Source organism: Streptomyces lothianensis (assembly GCF_047779955.1).
Lineage (GTDB): Bacteria > Actinomycetota > Actinomycetes > Streptomycetales > Streptomycetaceae > Streptomyces.
Window position 1 is genome coordinate 78,970 of sequence record NZ_JBLMKT010000055.1, and the last position, 19,127, is coordinate 98,096.

At 71.5% G+C, this 19,127-nt stretch carries 16 protein-coding genes and 1 pseudogene; 1 reads left to right on the plus strand and 16 read right to left on the minus strand.

Features of this window, described 5'->3' with window-relative positions; all coding sequences use genetic code 11:
- Nucleotides 1-122 precede the first annotated feature (122 nt).
- From ACLF6P_RS19365 to ACLF6P_RS19430, 14 genes are all read right to left on the minus strand, one after another.
- Entirely contained in the window at nucleotides 123-806 is a 684-nt protein-coding gene (locus ACLF6P_RS19365; RefSeq protein ID WP_415951769.1) for an arsenate reductase/protein-tyrosine-phosphatase family protein, read from the minus strand.
- Entirely contained in the window at nucleotides 803-1,450 is a 648-nt protein-coding gene (locus ACLF6P_RS19370; RefSeq protein WP_415951770.1) for an L-threonylcarbamoyladenylate synthase, read from the minus strand. The genes ACLF6P_RS19365 and ACLF6P_RS19370 overlap by 4 nt, the downstream gene beginning before the upstream one ends.
- A gap of 151 nt (nucleotides 1,451-1,601) precedes the next feature.
- Nucleotides 1,602-2,447 (minus strand): peptide chain release factor N(5)-glutamine methyltransferase, encoded by an 846-nt coding sequence (gene prmC / locus ACLF6P_RS19375; protein WP_415951771.1) that lies wholly within the window; start codon nucleotides 2,445-2,447, stop codon nucleotides 1,602-1,604.
- 88 nt (nucleotides 2,448-2,535) lie between these two features.
- Nucleotides 2,536-3,612, minus strand: a complete 1,077-nt coding sequence (gene prfA / locus ACLF6P_RS19380; RefSeq protein ID WP_415951772.1) for a peptide chain release factor 1 — start codon at nucleotides 3,610-3,612, stop codon at nucleotides 2,536-2,538.
- Between the two features lie 101 nt (nucleotides 3,613-3,713).
- Nucleotides 3,714-3,938: a 50S ribosomal protein L31 gene (gene rpmE / locus ACLF6P_RS19385; protein WP_264247201.1), complete on the minus strand. Its 225-nt coding sequence runs from the start codon at nucleotides 3,936-3,938 to the stop codon at nucleotides 3,714-3,716.
- Nucleotides 3,939-4,164: 226 nt separating this feature from the next.
- On the minus strand, nucleotides 4,165-5,310 hold the full coding sequence (locus ACLF6P_RS19390) for an LCP family protein (protein WP_415951773.1): 1,146 nt from the start codon (nucleotides 5,308-5,310) through the stop codon (nucleotides 4,165-4,167).
- 302 nt (nucleotides 5,311-5,612) lie between these two features.
- On the minus strand, nucleotides 5,613-7,649 hold the full coding sequence (rho, locus tag ACLF6P_RS19395) for a transcription termination factor Rho (RefSeq protein ID WP_415951774.1): 2,037 nt from the start codon (nucleotides 7,647-7,649) through the stop codon (nucleotides 5,613-5,615).
- 376 nt (nucleotides 7,650-8,025) lie between these two features.
- Complete coding sequence (gene thrB / locus ACLF6P_RS19400; RefSeq protein WP_415951775.1) at nucleotides 8,026-8,943, minus strand: homoserine kinase; 918 nt, start codon at nucleotides 8,941-8,943, stop codon at nucleotides 8,026-8,028.
- 323 nt (nucleotides 8,944-9,266) lie between these two features.
- Complete coding sequence (thrC, locus tag ACLF6P_RS19405) at nucleotides 9,267-10,343, minus strand: threonine synthase (protein WP_415951776.1); 1,077 nt, start codon at nucleotides 10,341-10,343, stop codon at nucleotides 9,267-9,269.
- Nucleotides 10,344-10,349: 6 nt separating this feature from the next.
- Complete coding sequence (locus tag ACLF6P_RS19410; RefSeq protein WP_415951778.1) at nucleotides 10,350-11,642, minus strand: homoserine dehydrogenase; 1,293 nt, start codon at nucleotides 11,640-11,642, stop codon at nucleotides 10,350-10,352.
- A 169-nt stretch (nucleotides 11,643-11,811) separates the two neighbouring features.
- The gene (gene lysA, locus ACLF6P_RS19415) at nucleotides 11,812-13,212 is read right to left on the minus strand and encodes a diaminopimelate decarboxylase (protein ID WP_415951779.1); all 1,401 of its coding nucleotides are present in this window, start codon (nucleotides 13,210-13,212) and stop codon (nucleotides 11,812-11,814) included.
- Nucleotides 13,213-13,231: 19 nt separating this feature from the next.
- On the minus strand, nucleotides 13,232-14,338 hold the full coding sequence (gene nrtL / locus ACLF6P_RS19420) for an ArgS-related anticodon-binding protein NrtL (RefSeq protein WP_415951780.1): 1,107 nt from the start codon (nucleotides 14,336-14,338) through the stop codon (nucleotides 13,232-13,234).
- Between the two features lie 161 nt (nucleotides 14,339-14,499).
- Nucleotides 14,500-15,783, minus strand: coding sequence for an ATP-binding protein (locus tag ACLF6P_RS19425; protein WP_415951781.1), 1,284 nt, complete (start codon nucleotides 15,781-15,783; stop codon nucleotides 14,500-14,502).
- A 49-nt stretch (nucleotides 15,784-15,832) separates the two neighbouring features.
- Entirely contained in the window at nucleotides 15,833-16,591 is a 759-nt protein-coding gene (locus ACLF6P_RS19430; RefSeq protein ID WP_415951783.1) for a hypothetical protein, read from the minus strand.
- Between the two features lie 277 nt (nucleotides 16,592-16,868).
- Between ACLF6P_RS19430 and ACLF6P_RS19435 the strand changes: the two are divergent.
- Nucleotides 16,869-17,026: pseudogene (locus ACLF6P_RS19435) on the plus strand (NERD domain-containing protein); the annotation flags it as partial.
- A 263-nt stretch (nucleotides 17,027-17,289) separates the two neighbouring features.
- On the opposite strand, the gene ACLF6P_RS19440 reads toward ACLF6P_RS19435, so the two are convergent.
- Complete coding sequence (locus ACLF6P_RS19440) at nucleotides 17,290-18,174, minus strand: ATP-dependent DNA ligase (protein ID WP_415951784.1); 885 nt, start codon at nucleotides 18,172-18,174, stop codon at nucleotides 17,290-17,292.
- The gene (ligD, locus tag ACLF6P_RS19445; protein WP_415951785.1) at nucleotides 18,171-19,070 is read right to left on the minus strand and encodes a non-homologous end-joining DNA ligase; all 900 of its coding nucleotides are present in this window, start codon (nucleotides 19,068-19,070) and stop codon (nucleotides 18,171-18,173) included. Before ligD ends, ACLF6P_RS19440 begins: the two co-directional genes overlap by 4 nt.
- Between the last annotated feature and the right edge of the window lie 57 nt (nucleotides 19,071-19,127).

Here is a 19,127-nt window from a genome sequence, read left to right on the forward strand (position 1 = left end):
CTGGGTGCGGGTACGCGCCGGGTTTCTTCCCCCACCCCGCCCACGTCCAGCCCCACCGGCGTTTGAGGCGATCCGAGCGAAGCTCGGATGCGGGGCCACCGCCCCGCAGCCGGCTGCGGGCCCTACGCCCGAGCGGGCAGCCCCGTCAGGGCCGTGACCACCGGGTCGAGGGCCTGGTCGATTTCCGTGCCGACGGAGCGGAAGTACGTCAGGGGGGCGCCGTAGGGGTCGTGGACCTCGTCCGCCTCGATGGACGGGGCCAGGAGCCACCCGCGTAGAGCCGCGGCCGCACGGACCAGCGCACGCGCGCGCTCGACCACCCCGTCCGCCACCGGATCCGGCAGCGTCGCCGGGTCTATGGCCCGTACGAGACGGGTGAACTCCTTGAGGGTGAAGGTCCGCAGCCCGGCCGAGTGCCCCATGGAGATGACCTGCGCCCGGTGATCGCGCGTGGCCGTGAGCACGAGGTCCGCCCGGATCACGTGGTCGTCGAGCAGCTCACGCCCGGTGAACCCGGTGGCGTCCGCCCCGAACTCGTCCAGGACCGTCGCCGCGTTCGCCTCCATCGGGGCCCCTTCGTGCCCCCAGGTCCCCGCGCTCTCCACGATGAGCCCGCCCGCGGCGTCCAGGCCGAGGCGGTGCGTGAGGGCATGCTGCGTCAGCCGCTCGGTCATCGGCGAGCGGCAGACGTTGCCGGTGCTGACGTGGAGGATGCGGAAGGTTTCTGCAGGGTCCGTTCCCGCGGAGTCGGAAACGGCCGTGTGGACCGGGTGTACCGCTATGCCACGCCCCTCGGGGGCCGTCAATTCGCCACCTCGAGGTCGGGCACGACTTTGCGCAGTTCCTCGGCGTCGAGCGCTCCCGCACGCAGCAGGACCGGCACCTTGCCGGTGACGTCGACGATCGAGGAGGGCACGATGCCGGGCGTGGGACCGCCGTCCAGGTAGACGGAGACCGAGTCGCCGAGCATCTCCTGCGCGGCATCGCAGTCCTCCGGCGCGGGGTGGCCGCTGAGGTTGGCCGAGGAGACGGCCATCGGGCCGAATTCGGTGAGCAGTTCGATGGCGACCGGGTGCAGCGGCATCCGGATCGCGACGGTGCCGCGGGTGTCGCCGAGATCCCACTGGAGGGAGGGCTGGTGGCGGGCCACCAGCGTCAGGGCACCCGGCCAGAACGCGTCGACCAGTTCCCAGGCCTTCTCCGAGAAGTCGGTGACCAGGCCGTGCAGCGTGTTCGGGGAGCCGATCAGGACGGGCGTGGGCATATTGCGGCCACGGCCCTTGGCGTCGAGCAGATCGGCGACGGCCTCCGAGCTGAAGGCGTCCGCGCCGATCCCGTACACGGTGTCGGTGGGCAGCACGACCAGCTCGCCGCGGCGCACCGCGGAGGCGGCCTCGCGCAGGCCGGTGGCGCGGTCGGTGGCGTCGTTGGTGTCGTATCGCCGTGCCATTACTCCCCAGCCCCTTCTTCGTACATGTGCAGAGACGTGTGCGGATGCGTATGCGGATACGTATACAGGTCGGTCGGTTGCAGGTCGGTCGGACGGACGGCGGCGGGGCGGCTCGCGGCCGTCCGGGCCGCCGGACGGGTCATCGCCGCCGTCACGGTGTGGCCCTGCGGGCCGTGGCGAAGCGTGGCCGTCCGTTGAGGTCCGGGTGGTCGGCCGCGTCGGCCCAGCCCCGTTCCTCGGTGAAGATCCAGGGCACCTGCCCGCCCTGGGTGTCGGCATGCTCGACGACGACGAGCCCGCCGGGGCGCAGCAGCCGGTGGGCGGTGCGCTCGATCCCGCGGATCAGGTCGAGGCCGTCCTCGCCGGAGAACAGTGCGAGGCCGGGATCATAGTCCCGTGCCTCGGGCACCACGTACTCCCATTCGGTGAGCGGGATGTACGGCGGATTGGAGATGACGAGGTCGACCTGGCCGTCGAGGTCACCGAAGGCGTCGCGGGCATCGCCCTGGCGCAGGTCCACGCGGGAGCCCTCGACGTTCTTGCGGGTCCACACCAACGCCTCGTCGGAGAGCTCGACCGCGTGCACGCGCGAGCGCGGCACCTCCTGGGCGAGGGCGAGCGCGATGGCGCCGGAACCGGTGCACAGGTCGACGATCACCGGCTCGACGACGTCCATGGCGCGTACGGCGTCTATGGCCCAGCCGACCACGGACTCGGTCTCCGGGCGCGGCACGAACACGCCGGGCCCCACCTGCAGTTCGAGGTAGCGGAAGAAGGCGCGTCCGGTGATGTGCTGCAGTGGTTCGCGGGCCTCGCGGCGGGCGACGGCCTCCCAGTAGCGCGCGTCGAAGTCGCCGTCCTTGACGAGGTGCAGCTCTCCGCGCTTCACGCCGTGCACGAACGCGGCGAGCTCCTCCGCGTCGAAGCGCGGTGAGGGCACACCGGCGTCGGCGAGACGCTGGGTGGCCTGGGCCACCTCGGCGAGCAGAAGGTTCACGCGCCGTCCTTCCTGGTTCACTGCCGTATCGCCCGTGGCGGCGGACGTCCGACGGGGCTTGCTCCGGCGGGTCTTGCTCCGGCGGGTCCTACGAGGCCTCGGCCAGCTTGGCCGCGGCGTCCGCGTCGACACAGGCCTGGATCATGGCGTCGAGGTCGCCGTCGAGGACCTGGTCGAGGTTGTACGCCTTGAAGCCCACGCGGTGGTCGGAGATCCGGTTCTCCGGGAAGTTGTACGTACGGATCTTCTCGGAGCGGTCCACGGTGCGGACCTGGCTGCGGCGGGCGTCCGCCGCCTTGGACTCGGCCTCCTCCTGCGCGGCGGCGAGCAGCCTGGAGCGCAGGATACGCATCGCCTGCTCCTTGTTCTGGAGCTGGCTCTTCTCGTTCTGGCAGGAAGCGACCACGCCGGTGGGGACATGCGTGATACGGACGGCGGAGTCCGTCGTGTTGACGGACTGGCCGCCGGGGCCCGAGGAGCGGTACACGTCGATGCGCAGATCGTTGGGGTTGATCTCGACGTCGATCTCCTCGGCCTCGGGCGTGACGAGCACGCCGGCCGCCGAGGTGTGGATACGGCCCTGGGACTCGGTCGCGGGCACCCGCTGCACGCGGTGCACCCCGCCCTCGTACTTCAGGCGCGCCCAGACGCCCTGGCCGGGCTCCGGGGTGACGTTGCCCTTGGTCTTCACGGCGACCTGGACGTCCTTGTAGCCGCCGAGCTCGGACTCGGTGGAGTCGATGATCTCGGTCTTCCAGCCCACGCGCTCCGCGTACCGCAGGTACATGCGCAGCAGGTCGCCGGCGAAGAGCGCGGACTCGTCGCCGCCCGCACCGGCCTTGATCTCCAGGAGCACGTCCTTGTCGTCGGACGGGTCGCGCGGGACCAGGAGGAGCCGCAGCTTCTCGGTGGTCTCCTCGCGCTGCTCGGTGAGCTCCTTGACCTCGGCCGCGAAGTCCGGGTCGTCGGCCACGAACTCGCGCGCGGTCTCGATGTCCTCGCCCAGCTGCTTCCAGGAGCGGTACGTGGCGACGATCGGCGTCAGCTCGGCGTAGCGCTTGTTGAGCTTGCGCGCGTTGGCCTGGTCCGCGTGCACGGACGGGTCGGCGAGCTGCTTCTCCAGCGTGGCGTGCTCACCGATGAGCTCCTCGACGGCCTCGAACATCTCCGGCTCCTGAACTAGGTACGAAACGTGGGTGACGAGCAAAGCGCCGGTCCCCAGCCGCGCCCTGACAGGGTGCGGCCGAGGACCGGCGCAGTGGCTCGCTACTTCTTGGCGGAGCCGGCAGCCTTGCCGAAGCGGGCCTCGAAGCGGGCCACACGGCCACCGGTGTCGAGGATCTTCTGCTTGCCCGTGTAGAACGGGTGGCACTCGGAGCAGACCTCGGCGCGGATGTTGCCGCTCTCGATCGTGCTGCGGGTGGTGAACGACGCGCCACAGGTGCAGCTGACCTGCGTCTCGACGTACTCGGGGTGGATGTCGCGCTTCAAGGTGTCTCCTAGTTTCGGGAGGGCGCCGGGTCGCAAGCGCGGGATGCGGGTGCGTGAACCGGGGCCGACGTACCAGTCTGCCAGGACCGGCCGTATCTCCCAAAACCGGGGCGGGGGTCCGGGTATTCCCAGGGCTGTTCGGGTCCGCGTCCGGCTCGGGTTCCGGCGGGGTCCTGCTCGTGTTCCGGCTCGTGTTCCGGCGGGGTCCTGCTCGTGTTCCGGCCGGTCAGTTGCTGTCGACGTACGTGCCCGCGTCACCCTTGTCGCCGGCCGAGTCCTTCGTCGCCTCGGCGGGGATGGGCTGGTCGGCCTTGAGGGCGTCCCAGACGAGCCGGGACTCCTGCTGCAGCGGTACGACACGGTTCCGGTCGGCCTGGTCGTACTCGACCGGCAGCGTGACCATGCGCAGGTCCTCGGAGTCGATGCTCCTGAGGCTGTTGGCGAAGCCGATCAGCCGGTTCACCGAGTCGAGCTCGGAGTCGACAGTGGTGGCCTTGGTGGCGGTGTCCGCGAGGTCGTAGAGCTTCTTGGGGCTGGAGAACACCCCGACCTCCTTGATCTGGTCGATCAGGGCCTTCATGAACGCCTGCTGGAGCTGTATGCGGCCCAGGTCGCCGCCGTCGCCGACGGCATGGCGGGTGCGGACGAGGCCGAGGGACTGCTCGCCGTCGAGGGTGTGCGTGCCGGCGGGGAGGTCCAGATGGCTGTCGGGGTCGGATATCGCCCTGGTGGTGGTGATCTCGACGCCGCCGAGGGTGTCGACGAGCTTCTTGAAGCCGGAGAAGTCGACCTCGACGTAGTGGTCCATGCGGATGCCGGACATCGCCTCGACGGTCTTCACGGCGCAGGCCGGGCCGCCGACCGAGTAGGACTCGTTGAACATCCGGCGCTCGCCGCCGGGGTCGGTGCCGCCGTCCTCGGTGGTGCACTCGGGTCTGGTGACCAGGGTGTCGCGGGGTATGGAGACGATGCTCGCCTTCTGGTGGCCCTCGTAGACGTGCAGGAGCATCGCGGTGTCCGAGCGGGCGCTCGTCCCGTCCCCGCCGCCGTATCCGGCGTTCTCGCCCGCGCGGGAGTCGGAGCCGAGGACGAGGATGTCCATCGAGCCGTTGTCGACGTCCTCGGGCCGGTCGGTGCCGAGGGCGGCATTGATGTCGACGCCCTGCAGATTGCCGTTGAACTTGTAGTACAGATAGCCGAGGCCCGCGCCGCCGAGCACGACGATGCCCGCCGCGGTCCAGGCCGTGATGACCAGGGCCTTGCGGCGGGTGCTGCGGGGCGCCCCACGCGTACGGCGGCGACGGCTCCTGGCCCCGCGGCGGCCCTCGGCCGTGGCGGAGTCCTCGGGCGGCTGCTGGCCGGCGTCGGGCATGTGCTCCTCAAGTCCTCGGTGGGTCGAGTACCGCCATCCGTTCAGACGGTCGATCCTCGAAAAGGGTTGCACGGCGACATGAGAGCTTCCTGAGCGTGCCCGGCTCGGCACACCCTCTCCAAGTCTGCCCCCTCCTGTGCGTTCACGCCGTTCACGCAGGTCACGCACGGTGTCCGGGCGATGCGAACTCTCTGGTGAAGGTCTCCTCCGCAGCGGGACGGATTCCGCCCGGCACGACGAAGGCGCCCCCGCCACGGAACGTGACGGGGGCGCCTTCAGGCCGTACGGAGCGGGGGCGGGGTTCAGTCGCCGCCGTTGCCCGGGGCCGGGGTCGTCTTCTGGATCTGGAGCAGGAACTCCGCGTTGGACTTCGTCTGCTTCATCTTGTCCAGGAGCAGCTCGATCGCCTGCTGCTGGTCGAGCGCGTGCAGCACCCGGCGCAGCTTCCAGACGATGGCGAGCTCGTCGCTGCCGAGCAGGATCTCCTCCTTGCGGGTGCCGGACGCGTCCACGTCCACCGCCGGGAAGATGCGCTTGTCGGCGAGCTTCCGGTCGAGCTTGAGCTCCATGTTGCCGGTGCCCTTGAACTCCTCGAAGATCACCTCGTCCATGCGGGACCCGGTGTCCACCAGCGCGGTGGCGAGGATGGTCAGCGAGCCGCCGTCCTCGATGTTGCGGGCCGCACCGAAGAAGCGCTTCGGCGGGTACAGGGCGGTCGAGTCGACACCACCGGACAGGATGCGTCCGGAGGCCGGGGCCGCCAGGTTGTACGCACGGCCCAGACGCGTGATCGAGTCGAGCAGCACGACGACGTCGTGGCCCAGCTCCACCAGGCGCTTGGCGCGCTCGATGGCCAGCTCGGCGACCGTGGTGTGGTCCTCGGCCGGGCGGTCGAAGGTCGAGGAGATGACCTCGCCCTTGACCGAGCGCTGCATGTCGGTGACCTCTTCCGGACGCTCGTCGACCAGGACGACCATCAGGTGGCACTCGGGGTTGTTGTGCGTGATCGCGTTGGCGACCGCCTGCATGATCATGGTCTTGCCGGTCTTCGGCGGGGCCACGATCAGACCGCGCTGGCCCTTACCGATGGGCGAGACGAGGTCGATGATGCGGGTGGTGAGCACGCCCGGGTCCGTCTCCAGGCGGAGGCGGTCCTGCGGGTAGAGCGGGGTGAGCTTGTTGAACTCCGGGCGGCCGCGGCCCGATTCGGTGCCGTTGACGGAGTCGAGGCGCACCAGCGCGTTGAACTTCTCGCGGCGCTCGCCCTCCTTGGGCTGGCGCACCGCACCGGTGACGTGGTCGCCCTTGCGCAGGCCGTTCTTGCGGACCTGGGCGAGGGAGACGTACACGTCGTTCGGGCCGGGCAGGTAGCCCGAGGTACGGATGAACGCGTAGTTGTCGAGGATGTCGAGGATGCCCGCGACGGGGATCAGGACATCGTCCTCGGACACCTGCGGCTCGCCCATGTCGTCGCGGCCACGACGGCCCCGGCGGTCGCGGTAGCGGCCGCGGCGGCCACGGCGGCCACCCTCGAAATCGTCGTCGTCCTGCGCACCGCGGTCCTGGCGGCCGCCGCCGCCCTGCTGGCGCTGGCCCTGGCCCTGCTTGCCGCCCTGGTCGTCGCGGTCGCGGTCCCGGCCGCGGCCCCGGTCGCGGCGGTTGCCGCGCTCGCGGCGGCCGCCCTCGGCACCGTCATCGCCGCGGGACTCCGAGCCCTTGGACTCGGCGCCCTTCGACTCGGATCCCTTGGACTCGGCGCCCTTGTCGGCCTTGGCCTCGGACTTCGTCTCGCCGCCCCTGGCCTCGGCCTTCTCGCCGCCCTGCTCGGCCTTGGCGCCCTTGCCGGCGTCCTTGGCCTGCTCGGTCGCGGTCTCGGGGCTGCCGGCGGTGGCGGTGGCGCGGCGCCGGCGGCGCTCGGCCGGGGCGTCGTCGCTGGCGGGCTGGCCGGGAATCTCGATCTGCTTGGCCGGGGCGGCCTCGGCGGCCTTCTCCCCGGCGGCGGGCTTCTCGGCGGAGGGCTTCTCGGCGGCCGCCTCGGTACGGGCCTTGGAGGTGGCGCGGCGCTTCGGCTTGGACTCGGTGGTGCTGGTGTCCCCCGACGCCTTCGCCGGGGCGCTGCCGCCGCCGGCCTGAGCTTCCTTGATGACCTCGATCAGCTGGCTCTTGCGCATCCGCGCAGTGCCCTTGATCCCGAGGCCCGATGCGACCTGCTGCAGCTCGGCCAGCACCATGCCCTCGAGGCCGGTACCGCGGCGCCGCCGCGTGGTGGGCGCTGCAGGGGCGTCCGTGGCGGGCGCGGCGCTGTCAGTCACGCCCATCAGATCGGTGGTGTCGCTCACGAAGGGTCCTTCCCTGGAGCGGACGTCGGCCTGTCTGGCTCGGCGACCGGTTGTGCTGTCCGGCGGATGGTCCTCGGTTGACGGACCGGCCGGGGCGGTGGTCCCGCCTCAAGCGGCGGAAAAGTCTGTGATGACGGCGGTTCCCGGGGCTGTGCCACCTCTGCGTGCTGTGTCACTCGGCTGGGTCTCGCCGGTTCCGGAGCGTGCTCGCCAGCGGTCAGTGCCGTGCACGGATCAGCTGGGGAAGCTCCCGGAAGAAGGGTTGTCCCGAACGGGGACAGGAAGCACCACGCCATTCGTTCTTCGGGTGCAGACTTGAGGTTAACACTACCGGATCCAACAAACATTCCCCCTCTCGTGCTCCGGCATGCGTGTGTCAGGGCGCAAGCGGCAACACACTCGCTCCGTCGCCGTCGAGCGCCAGGCGGTTGGCCGCCCAGCCCTCGCCCGCGACCTGGGCGACCTTGTCGGCCGCCGCTTCATCGACCAGTGCGAGCACCGTGGGGCCCGCGCCGGAGATCACTGCGGGCACGCCGTCGGCGCGCAGCCGCTCGACCAGGGCGGCGCTCTCCGGCATGGCCGGGGCGCGGTACTCCTGGTGCAGCCGGTCCTCGGTGGCGGGCAGCAGCAGCTCGGGGCGCCTGGTCAGGGCCTCGACGAGCAGGGCCGCCCGGCCCGCGTTGGCGGCCGCGTCCCCGTGCGGGACGCTGCGCGGCAGCAGGCCGCGGGCCGTTTCGGTGAGCAGCGGCTTGGCGGGCACGAAAACCACCGGAACGACCGACCGGTGCGCTTCGAGGCGGATCGCGCGGGCGGCGCCCTCGTCCATCCAGGCGAGTGTGAAGCCGCCGAGCAGGCAGGGTGCGACGTTGTCGGGGTGGCCCTCGATCTCGGTGGCGAGTTCGAGCAGTGCTTCGTCGTCGAGCCGGGCGTCGCCGCCTATGGTCACGGCGCGTGCGGCCATGATGCCGGCGCAGATGGCGGCCGAGGAGGAGCCGAGGCCGCGTCCGTGCGGGATGCGGTTGGCGCAGACGATCTCCAGGCCGCGCGGCTGCCCGCCGAGCAGGTCGAAGGCGGTGCGCATGGCCCGTACGAGCAGGTGGTTCTCGTCGCGGGGCAGGGTCTCGGCGCCTTCCCCGGCGATGTCGATGTGCAGACCGGAGTCGGCGACGCGCACCACGATGTCGTCGTAGAGCCCCAGCGCGAGGCCCAGGGCGTCGAAGCCGGGGCCGAGGTTGGCGCTGGTGGCGGGGACGCGCACCCTTACGGCGGCGGCTCGGAAGGCGGGACCGGCCATCGCTCGCTGACTCTCCTTGGTCGTACTGCGGGATCGTTCACGGTGGTGCAGGGGGTCGGCCGAGGTCTCTTCGTACGTACGGCATGTGCGGGAAGCACAGGATGTACGCGAGAAACTCCGGCCCCCTCAGGCCGACAACAAACGGCACCGGCCGCTACGCAACGGCATATGCGGCGGGCGGTTTTGGTACAGCCTATCGAAGGAAGGTTCTGTGGCGACATAGGGCGCACAGGAGGCGCACGATGCGTGTCGCAAGCCCCTTGTGCACCCCTTGGCAGGTTGGCCCGGAATGCCCGGAGTCCCGGGCATCCCGTCGCCAAATGCTAGGCCAGACCGAGACGTTCGGCAGCGGCGGCCGCGTCGACCGGTACCGTGACCGGCTGCGGGGCGCCGGCGACGGCCCAGTCCGGGTCCTTGAGGCCGTTGCCCGTGACGGTGCAGACGACGCGCTGCCCCCGGGCGAGCCTGCCGTCCTCGGCGGCCTTGAGCAGACCGGCCACGGAGGCGGCCGAGGCGGGCTCCACGAAGACGCCCTCGCGGGAGGCCAACAGCTTGTAGGCGCGCAGGATCTGACGATCGGTCACGTCGTCGATGAGGCCACCCGACTCGTCCCGCGCGGCCTCGGCGAACTGCCAGGACGCCGGGTTGCCGATACGGATCGCGGTGGCGATCGTCGAGGGCTCCTTGACGACCTCCTTGCGCACGATCGGGTTGGCGCCGGAGGCCTGGAAACCCCACATCAGGGGCGTGTGCGTGGCGACGCCGTCGGCCGCGTACTCCTGATAGCCCTTCCAGTAGGCCGTGATGTTGCCCGCGTTGCCCACCGGGAGGACATGGATGTCGGGCGCGTCGCCGAGGCGGTCGACGATCTCGAACGCGGCGGTCTTCTGGCCCTCGATACGTACCGGGTTGACCGAATTGACCAGCGCCACCGGGTAGTTCTCGGACAAGTTTCGCGCCAGAACCAGACAGTCGTCGAAGTTGCCGTCCACCTGCAGGATCTTCGCGCCGTGCACGAGCGCCTGGCCCATCTTGCCGAGCGCGATCTTGCCCTGCGGTACGAGGACGGCGCTGACCATGCCGGCCTTGCCGCCGTACGCGGCGGCCGAGGCGGAGGTGTTGCCGGTGGAGGCGCAGATGACCGCCTTGGCGCCCTCCTCCTTGGCCTTGGAGATCGCCATGGTCATGCCGCGGTCCTTGAAGGAGCCGGTCGGGTTGGCGCCCTCCACCTTCAGGTGGACCTCACAGCCGGTGAGCTCGGAGAGCACCTCGGCACGGACGAGCGGCGTGCCGCCCTCGCCGAGCGTGACCACGGGCGTCGCCTCGCTCACGGGCAGCCGGTCGCGGTACTCCTCGATGATCCCGCGCCACTGGTGGGCGCCGGTGTTGCTTGCGGCCATGTCTGGTTACTCCCCTTCGACACGCATGATGCTGGCGACACCCCGCACGGTGTCGAGCTGGCGCAGCGCCTCGACGACCCCGCTCAGGGCCGCGTCGCTCGCGCGGTGGGTGACGACGACGAGGCTCGCCTCGCCGTCCTTCCCCGATTGACGGACGGTATCGATCGATACGCCGTGCTCGGCGAAGACCGTAGCGACCTGGGCGAGGACGCCCGGCTTGTCGGCCACGTCGAGGCTGATGTGGTACCGCGTGACGACCTCGCCCATCGGGCTGACGGGGAGGCGGGTGTACGCGGATTCACCGGGCCCGGTGGCACCGGCGAGCTTGTTGCGGCAGACGGCCACGAGGTCCCCGAGGACCGCGGAGGCGGTCGGGGCGCCGCCCGCGCCGGGCCCGTAGAACATCAGCCGGCCCGCGGCCTCGGACTCGACGAAGACCGCGTTGTAGGCCTCGCGGACGGAGGCCAGCGGGTGGCTGAGCGGGATCATCGCCGGGTGCACACGGGCGGTGACGGACTCGCCGTCGGCGGCGCGCTCGCAGATCGCGAGCAGCTTGATGGTGCAGCCCATCTGCCGCGCCGAGGCGAAGTCGGCGGCGGTCACCTCGGTCATGCCCTCGCGGTACACGTCGTCGAGGCGTACGCGGGTGTGGAAGGCGATACCGGCCAGGATGGCGGCCTTCGCGGCGGCGTCGAAGCCCTCCACGTCCGCGGTCGGATCGGCCTCGGCGTAGCCGAGCGCGGTGGCCTCGTCGAGGGCCTCCTGGTAGCCGGCGCCGGAGGAGTCCATCTTGTCGAGGATGAAGTTCGTGGTGCCGTTGACGATGCCGAGGACACGGTCGACCTTGTCGCCCGCGAGGGACTCGCGCAGCGGGCGGATCAGCGGGATCGCACCGGCCACGGCGGCCTCGTAGTACAGGTCCTGGCCGTGGTCCTCCGCGGCCCTGTGCAGGTCCGCGCCCTCCTGGGCGAGCAGCGCCTTGTTCGCCGAGACCACGGACGCGCCGTGCTCGAAGGCGGAGGTGATCAGGGAGCGGGAGGGCTCGATGCCACCGATGACCTCGACCACCACGTCAATGTCACCGCGTTTGACCAGGGCGGTCGCGTCGGTGGTGACCAGGGCGGGGTCGATGCCGGCGCGCACCCGGTCCGGGCGGCGCACGGCCACGCCCGCGAGCTCCACGGGGGCGCCGACCCTGGCCGTGAGGTCGTCCGCGTGCGTCGTCATGATGCGGGCTACTTCGGAGCCGACGACTCCACAGCCAAGGAGCGCCACCTTCAGCGGACGCGTACGCATCATCCGACCTCGATTCTTCAACTTCTGCGGTTGCCTCAGTCTCACCTACCGGACCGGGGATTCCCGCCCCGGTCCGGCATGTGAGACAGGGATTTCATCGCCGGGCGGCTGCCCGGCCACAGCTTCTCAGCCGACTCCTGGCCGACTCCTGGCCGACTTCTCAGCCGGCCTCTCAGCCGACGTCGAGCGCCAGCAGGTCCTCCTCCGTCTCGCGGCGGAGGATCACCCGCGCCTCGCCGTCGTTCACCGCCACGACCGGGGGCCGCAGCGCGTGGTTGTAGTTGCTCGCCATGGAGCGGCAGTACGCGCCCGTCGCGGGCACCGCGATCAGGTCGCCCGGGGCCAGATCGGCGGGCAGGAAGGCGTCCTTGACCACGATGTCGCCGCTCTCGCAGTGCTTGCCGACAACCCTCGAGAGCATCGGCTCGGCCTGCGAGGTGCGCGAGACGAGGGCGACGGTGTACTCGGCGTCGTAGAGCGCCGTGCGGATGTTGTCGGACATGCCGCCGTCCACACTCACGTACGTCCGCAGCCCCTCCAGGGGCTTGACCGTGCCGACGCGGTAGAGCGTGAAGGCCGTCGGGCCGACGATCGCGCGCCCCGGCTCCACGGAGATCCGCGGGGCCCGCAGGCCCGCGCTGTCGCATTCGCGCGAGACGATCTCGCTGAGCGACTTCGCGATCTCGTGCGGCTCGCGCGGGTCGTCCTCGCTGGTGTACGCGATGCCGAGGCCGCCGCCGAGGTCGATCTCCGGCAGCTGAACGCCGTGCTCGTCGCGGATCTCGGCGAGCAGCTGGACGACGCGGCGGGCGGAGACCTCGAAGCCCGCCATGTCGAAGATCTGCGAGCCGATGTGGCTGTGGATGCCGAGCAGTTCGAGGCCGTCGAGCTTCAGGGCGCGCCGTACCGCCTCGGCGGCCTGGCCGTCCGCGAGCGCGATGCCGAACTTCTGGTCCTCGTGCGCGGTCGCGATAAACTCGTGGGTGTGCGCCTCGACGCCGACCGTGACCCGGATCAGGACCGGCTGGCGCCTGCCGAGGCGCTGGGCGATATGGGCGACCCGCACGATCTCCTGGAACGAGTCGAGCACGATGCGCCCGACACCGGCCTCGACGGCGCGCTCGATCTCGGCCTCGGACTTGTTGTTGCCGTGGAAGGCGATCTGCTCGGCGGGCATTCCGGCACTGAGTGCCGTGCTCAGCTCGCCGCCGGAACAGACGTCGAGGTTGAGCCCCTCCTCGTACAGCCACTTCACGACGGCGCGCGAGAGGAAGGCCTTGCCCGCGTAGAAGACATCGGCCTCGGTGCCGAAGGCCTCGCGCCAGGCGCGGCAGCGGGCCCGGAAATCGGCCTCGTCCAGGAAGTACGCCGGTGTGCCGAAGTCCTCGGCGAGGCGCGCCACGTCGATCCCGCCGACGCTCAGCGCGCCCTGCTCCCCGCGGGTGACGGTGTGCGACCAGACCTTGGGATCGAGGGCGTTCAGGTCGGTGGGCGGCGCTGTGCTTGCCACGGAGCGCCCCTCGGGAAGGACGTCGGCGTGGCGGGGCCCGGCGGGGTGGGCGGAACGACTCATGGCTTCTCTTTCACATCTTTCACAAGTATTCGGGTGCGTCGATGCCGAGCAGGGACAGGCCGCCGGCCAGCACCGTCCCGGCGGCTTCGGCGAGTGCCAGCCGGGCGCGGTGGGCGGCCTCGGGTTTCTCGTCGCCTTGTGGCAGGACGGCGTACTGGAAGTCGAGAAGGGCGTCGGCGACCTGGACCAGGTGGCGGGTCAGGCGGTCGGGGGCGCGGTGTTCCGCGGCCTGGGCGAGGACGCGGGGGTGGTCGGCGAGGGCGGCGAGCAGGTCCTGTCGGGCTGCTTCGCGCGGTGCGGGGTGAGGCTCGGCGTGGAAGCCCAGGTCGGCGGCATTGCGGCTGAGCGCGCGGCTGCGGGCGTGGGCGTAGCGGACCCGGAACAGCGGATTGCTCTCGCCCTGCACCAGATGCCGGTCCGTCATCCGCGGCCGGTCCTGAGCGGCGGGGTGCAGCAGGGCCCAGCGGGTGGCGTCCGGGCCGAGGGCCGGAATCTGCTCGGGCGCGGGTACGGGGGTGGTGAAGGCGAGGCCTTCCGGGCCGGGCGGGGTGCCGAGGGCGTCCACGTGGATCCCGAGAGCGGCCCACACCTCTGGCAGGGGCTCCGTGCAGGACGTGCGCACGAGGGCGCCCTGCGACCGCAGGATCCGCCGCACCGCATCGCACCGGACGGCGGCCCGCAGCTCGGGCCTGAGGTGCAGCTGGACGACCTGTCCGGTGGGCCCGGAAACGTGCCCGTACCGCGTACCGGCCGCGAACACCTCGCGGACCACGGCCTGATCGTCCCCGTCGAGCGTCAGATTGAGGAACCCGGGCCCGGTGATCTCGACGTCCGCGATCCCCGGCTCCCGCACCAGCCGGTCGGCGAGCAGCCGCGCCACCTCACGCGGCGGCCGTCCGGCGGCCCCGGCCAGTTGCAGGGCGGCATTGCACGCGTAGTCCCCACGCCCCCCGGCTCGCGGCCGCTCGACCAGGATCCGCTCGACCACGTTCCGCTCGACCGCGGTCCCTTCGACCACGTTCCGCTCGGACACAGTCCGCTCGTGCGTATCCCCGAGCAGCTCTCCGCGCTCGACGACGTGTCGCACGACACGCAGCACGGTGCGGGAGAGATCAGCGGGGGTCACGGGACAAGCGTAGGCGAGGTGGGGGGTGGGTAGGCGAGTCCGTTTCGCATGGGGAGACGGCGGGCCTCAGGAGGGGTATCGCCCGGTGGACGAAGAGAAGGTCCGGCGTTCGGTGGGCGGGCCGCTCGGGAGCGCGTGCTCTGCGACGCGGGCCGGGCGGCTCAGGTGTCCTCGCGGGTCGGCCCGGGCCCCTCGCGCGGTGTCCTGGTCTCCGTGTACGGGAGGGTCAGGCGGGCCACCGCCCCGCCGTCCGCGGCGTTGGTGAAGCTCAGCTTCGCGCCCAGGACGCGGGCCTGGCCGTGGGCGATGGTCAGGCCGAGGCCGTGGCCCTTCGCGCCGCCCTCGGTGCGGAAGCGCTGGGGGCCGTGTTCCACCAGGTAGGCGGGATAGCCCTCGCCGTGGTCGCGTACCCGGACCGTGGGGCCGTCGACCGTCACGACGACCGGGGTGCGGCCGTGTTTGTGGGCGTTGGCGATCAGGTTGCCCAGCACCCGTTCCAGGCGGCGCCGGTCGGTTTCGACCCTGACGTCGCGTACGACCTCGACCTGTGTGTCGGTGCCCTGGGCGACGCGTTCCACGAGCGGTCCGAGCCGGTGGGTGTCGAGGTCGACCTCCTCACGGCGGGCGTCGAGCCGGGAGATCTCCAGGAGATCCTCGGTCAGCGTCCGCATGGTCTGCACCCGCTCGCGCACCATCTCCGCGGGCCGCCCCTCCGGCAGCAGTTCGGCCGCCGCGTGCAGTCCCGTCAGCGGGGTGCGCAGTTCGTGGGCGACGTCCGCGGTGAAACGCTGTTCGCGCTCCAGTCTGCCCTGCAGGGACGAGGCCATGGTGTCCAAGGCCCCTGCAACGGTGGCCACTTCATCCTGGGCACGGCCGGGATCCTTCGTACGGGGATCGTCGACCCGCGCGTCCAGATCGCCCGCGCTGATCCGCCGGGCGACCGTCGCCGTCTGGTGCAGCCGCCGCGTCACCCGGGTCACGCCGAACGCGCCGAGGAGCAGCGTCACCCCGATCGCGAGCACCGAGGAGACGGTGATCGCCCGGTCGAGGCCCTGGATGGTGCGGGCACCCTGCGCGTAGTCGATCCCCACGGCCACGACGCTGTCGCCGTCCGCGGGTCCCGCCGCCCACATCACGGGGCTGCCCCGGTACTCGGCGACCATCGTGCCGCGCGTGCCCTGCGCGGCGAGTTCCCGCAGGGAGGCGGGCAGGCCGGGCGGGTCGAGGCCCGAGCCGGGCGGAAGCGGATCGCCGGCTTCGTACGAACGGGTGATGTCGACGAGCCGGGTGAGCGCCTTCTCGCGCGCGTGGTCCACGGTCTGGCGGGTGACGGCCACGTGCACGAAGGTGCCGAGCATCGCGGCCAGCGCGCAGCACATGACCGTGATGAAGGCCGTGGCCTTCCAGGTCAGGGTCGCGGTCCATCCGGGGAGGCGGGGTTTCATGGGGTACGGGGTCTCATGGCGTACGGGGTCTCATGGGTCTCATGGGGTGTCAGTGGGGGTCGGTGGGGGTCGGTGCGTCGGAGAGCGCGGGGCGGGACGGTCCGTCCGCGTCCGGGGCTCGTACGATCTCCATCCGGGTCGGCAGCATCGAACGCGAGGCCGCGTCCCATGACCACACGTCGCGGAACTCGTAGCCGCCGAAATGCGCGGGCGAGCGCACGATCAGGTCCTGGCCGGCCAGTTCCGCGCTGATCACCGGCTGGGTGGTGGACATGATGCGCAGGAGGCGACCCGAGCCCTCGGTGTCATGGGTGTAGACGCGGATCCCGATGCCGTATGCGTCGCGGTCACCGAGATTGATCCCGAGGATCAGCTCGTCGCGTCCGTTGCCGGTCAGATCGCGGTAGTACGGGGCCAGCACCGGGCAGTCCTTGTCCCCGGCCTGCCCCTCGCAGGCGAGGATCTTCGCGGCGATGCCCTCCGGCAGCGCGTCCTCCCCGCTCTGCTCGCCCGCTCCGCCGGGGTGGGCGCGCACCTCCGCCTGGACCACGGCGAGCGCGTCGGCCTCGCGCAGATCGGCCTCCGGCGCCTTGATCCCCGGGACGGTCTCCGGCTCGGCATCGCCGAGATCGTCCTGCCGGTCATTCGTGGCGGGCGGCAGCTCGGGCCACAGCCGCGCGGGACCGACCGCGCTCGGTGTCGCACCCGCGCCTTCGAGCCCGCCCGGATCGTCGCAGGCCGCCGCGGTCACGCCGAGCAGGGCGACGACGGGCAGCACCAAGGCGGTGCGGACCGAACGGGGGGACATCGGCTCTCCGGTGGGGCTGCTGCGGGGGGACGGGGGTGGTGCGGGGAACGTGGTGCGGGGAACGTGGTGCGGGGAACGTGGTGCGGAGCCGACCGCGGCCGCCTCCGGGCCCACGGCTCGGCGCGGTTCGTCTCTCTTACACCCTATGGGCGTGCGCGGAGAGCCACCGCCTCACCTGTCGGGGAACGGCGGCGGGCGCGACCGGGTTGTCGCCGGGACCGCGGCGCAGCTGTTCCCATCGAGCGTGGGGTGCTGCGGCATGACCGGACTACGGGGCGCCGAGCCCGCCCGCCTCGCCCTGCACCGGACGACGACCTCGCGCCCGACCGCCCCGGCGAGGCGCTCCTTGCCGGGCTCGCACGCGAACCGGCCCGGCGGCTGCGCACGGACCACCGCCGCCGTGAGCTGCTCGCCGAGCAGCCCGTCGGCACAGCGTGCACGCCGCCGAGCACCGTGTCCGGATCGCCGACCCCAGGTCGCGGTGGGCCGGTCCGGGCCCGCGCCCGCTCCTCGACGCGCTGCGCCACCGCGCCGACCGGCGTGTCTGGCCCTGATGGCTGACGTGTCTGGCCCTGATGGCTGAGGGGTGTCCGGCGGATCAGGCCGCCATCGGTCCACGGTTCCTTGAACGGCCTGGTGAGCGGGGGTCTGGCGCTTCCAAACGCACGGCGGAGGAAGGAGGCGACGCGCCCGGCCGGTCACCGGAAGCGCACCACCCCCACCGTCCGGTGCCGGGTGGCCTGCTGCCGCACCTCCACCACGAGCCGGCCGCCCACCCGCTGATACGTCACGTCCCCGTGCCCCACCGCGTTCAGCTCCCCCACACCCTCCGCCGCCGGCAGCAACTCGGCCGCCGATGCCCGTACACCCGGACCGAGCGGACTCGAAAGCACCGGCGCGTCGTCATCCGGCAGCACCAGCACCAGCGCCTGCGGCCGCGCCGCCGGCCCGGTGTAGCCGACGACCACCGCATCGCGCGTATCGCTGTGCCGCAGCTTGAGCCAGGAGCGCCGTCCCGCCCGGTACGCCTGGTCGAGCCGTTTGATCACCAGACCCTCGATCCCGGTCTCCCGGAGCTCCTCGTACCAGCTCTCGGCCAGTGCACGTTCCGTGGTCATCGGCACGGCCTGGAGCGGCGGCCCGAGCGGGGCGAGCAGCGCGACGAGCGCTTCGCGCCGCCGCGTGTACGGGGCCGTCCGCAGGTCCTCGCCCCGCAGCGCGAGCAGGTCGAAGGCCGCGTACGAGGCGGGCAGCGTCCGCGCGAGTTCCGCGGCCCGCGCGGGCGTGGACATGGCGCGCTGCTGCACCGCGGCGAAGTCGATCCGGCCCTCCGTCCACACCACCACCTCCCCGTCCAGCACCGTCCCCTCGTCCAGCGCCTGCGCGGCCTCGGCGAGATCCGGGAACGCCGCGTTGACGATCCGCCCGGAACGCGCCTGCAACTGCACCCGGCCCCCGACGCGGAAGACCACGAGCCGGTGCCCGTCGAACTTCGGCTCGTACGCCCATCCGCTCTCCTCCCGCGGCAGCTCGCTCACCGACTCGGCGAGCGCCACCTTCACCGGCGGCCGCACCCCGCTCACCTGAACCCCCTGGGCAGCTTGCCCGCCCGGTTGAGGTTGATCAGCGGACCGAGCAGATCCCCGTGCTCCTGAAGCCGCGGCGGCATGTCATCGGCGAGAAACACCAGGTCACCAGGGTCCTCGCAGCCCTCGACCTCGTCCCAGGTCACGGGTGCGGAGACCGTGGGAAGGGGGCGGGCCCGCAACGTATAGGGCGTGGCGGTCGTCTTCGCCGCTGCGTTCTGGCTCCAGTCGACGAAGACCTTCCCGGGCCGCAGCGCCCTCGTCATCCGGTGCAGCGCCAGGCCCGGCAGCTCGTCCTCCGCCTCCACGGCCAGCTCCTTCGCGTACGCGGAGACTTTCCCCGAAGGCGTCGGCTGCAGTGGCACCAGGACATGCAGCCCCTTCGAGCCGGACGTCTTCGCGTACGCGGAGAGTCCGTCCGCCGCGAGCCGCTCCCGCAGCCAGAGCGCGACCTCGCAGCACTCCACGACCGTGGCGGGCGCCCCGGGGTCGAGGTCGAAGACCATCCGGTCCGCCTCGCCCGGTGCGTCGGCCTGCCACTGCGGCGTATGGAACTCGGTGACCAGATTCGCCGCCCACATCAAGGTGGCCATGTCCTGTACGACAACCTGTTTGGCCGTACCGCCCTCGCTGCGCCGCGGCACCTCGGCCGTCCTCACCCAGGAGGGTGTCCCCGGCGGCACGTTCTTCGTGAAGAACCGCTGGCCGTCGGGCCCGTCCGGGTAGCGGAGGAAGGAAACCGGCCGGTTGTGCAGGTGCGCGAGCAGCGATCCGGCCGTCACCGCGTAGTAGTGCAGCAGCTCGCCCTTGGTGAAGCCATGCGCGGGATAGAGGACCTTGTCCAGGTTCGAGAGCGCGATGCGCCGCCCCTCCACCTCAGTGATCGGCGTCATACGATGAGAATCCCACGCAAGACATCTGATTCCTCAGCAAACCATCCCATCATCATT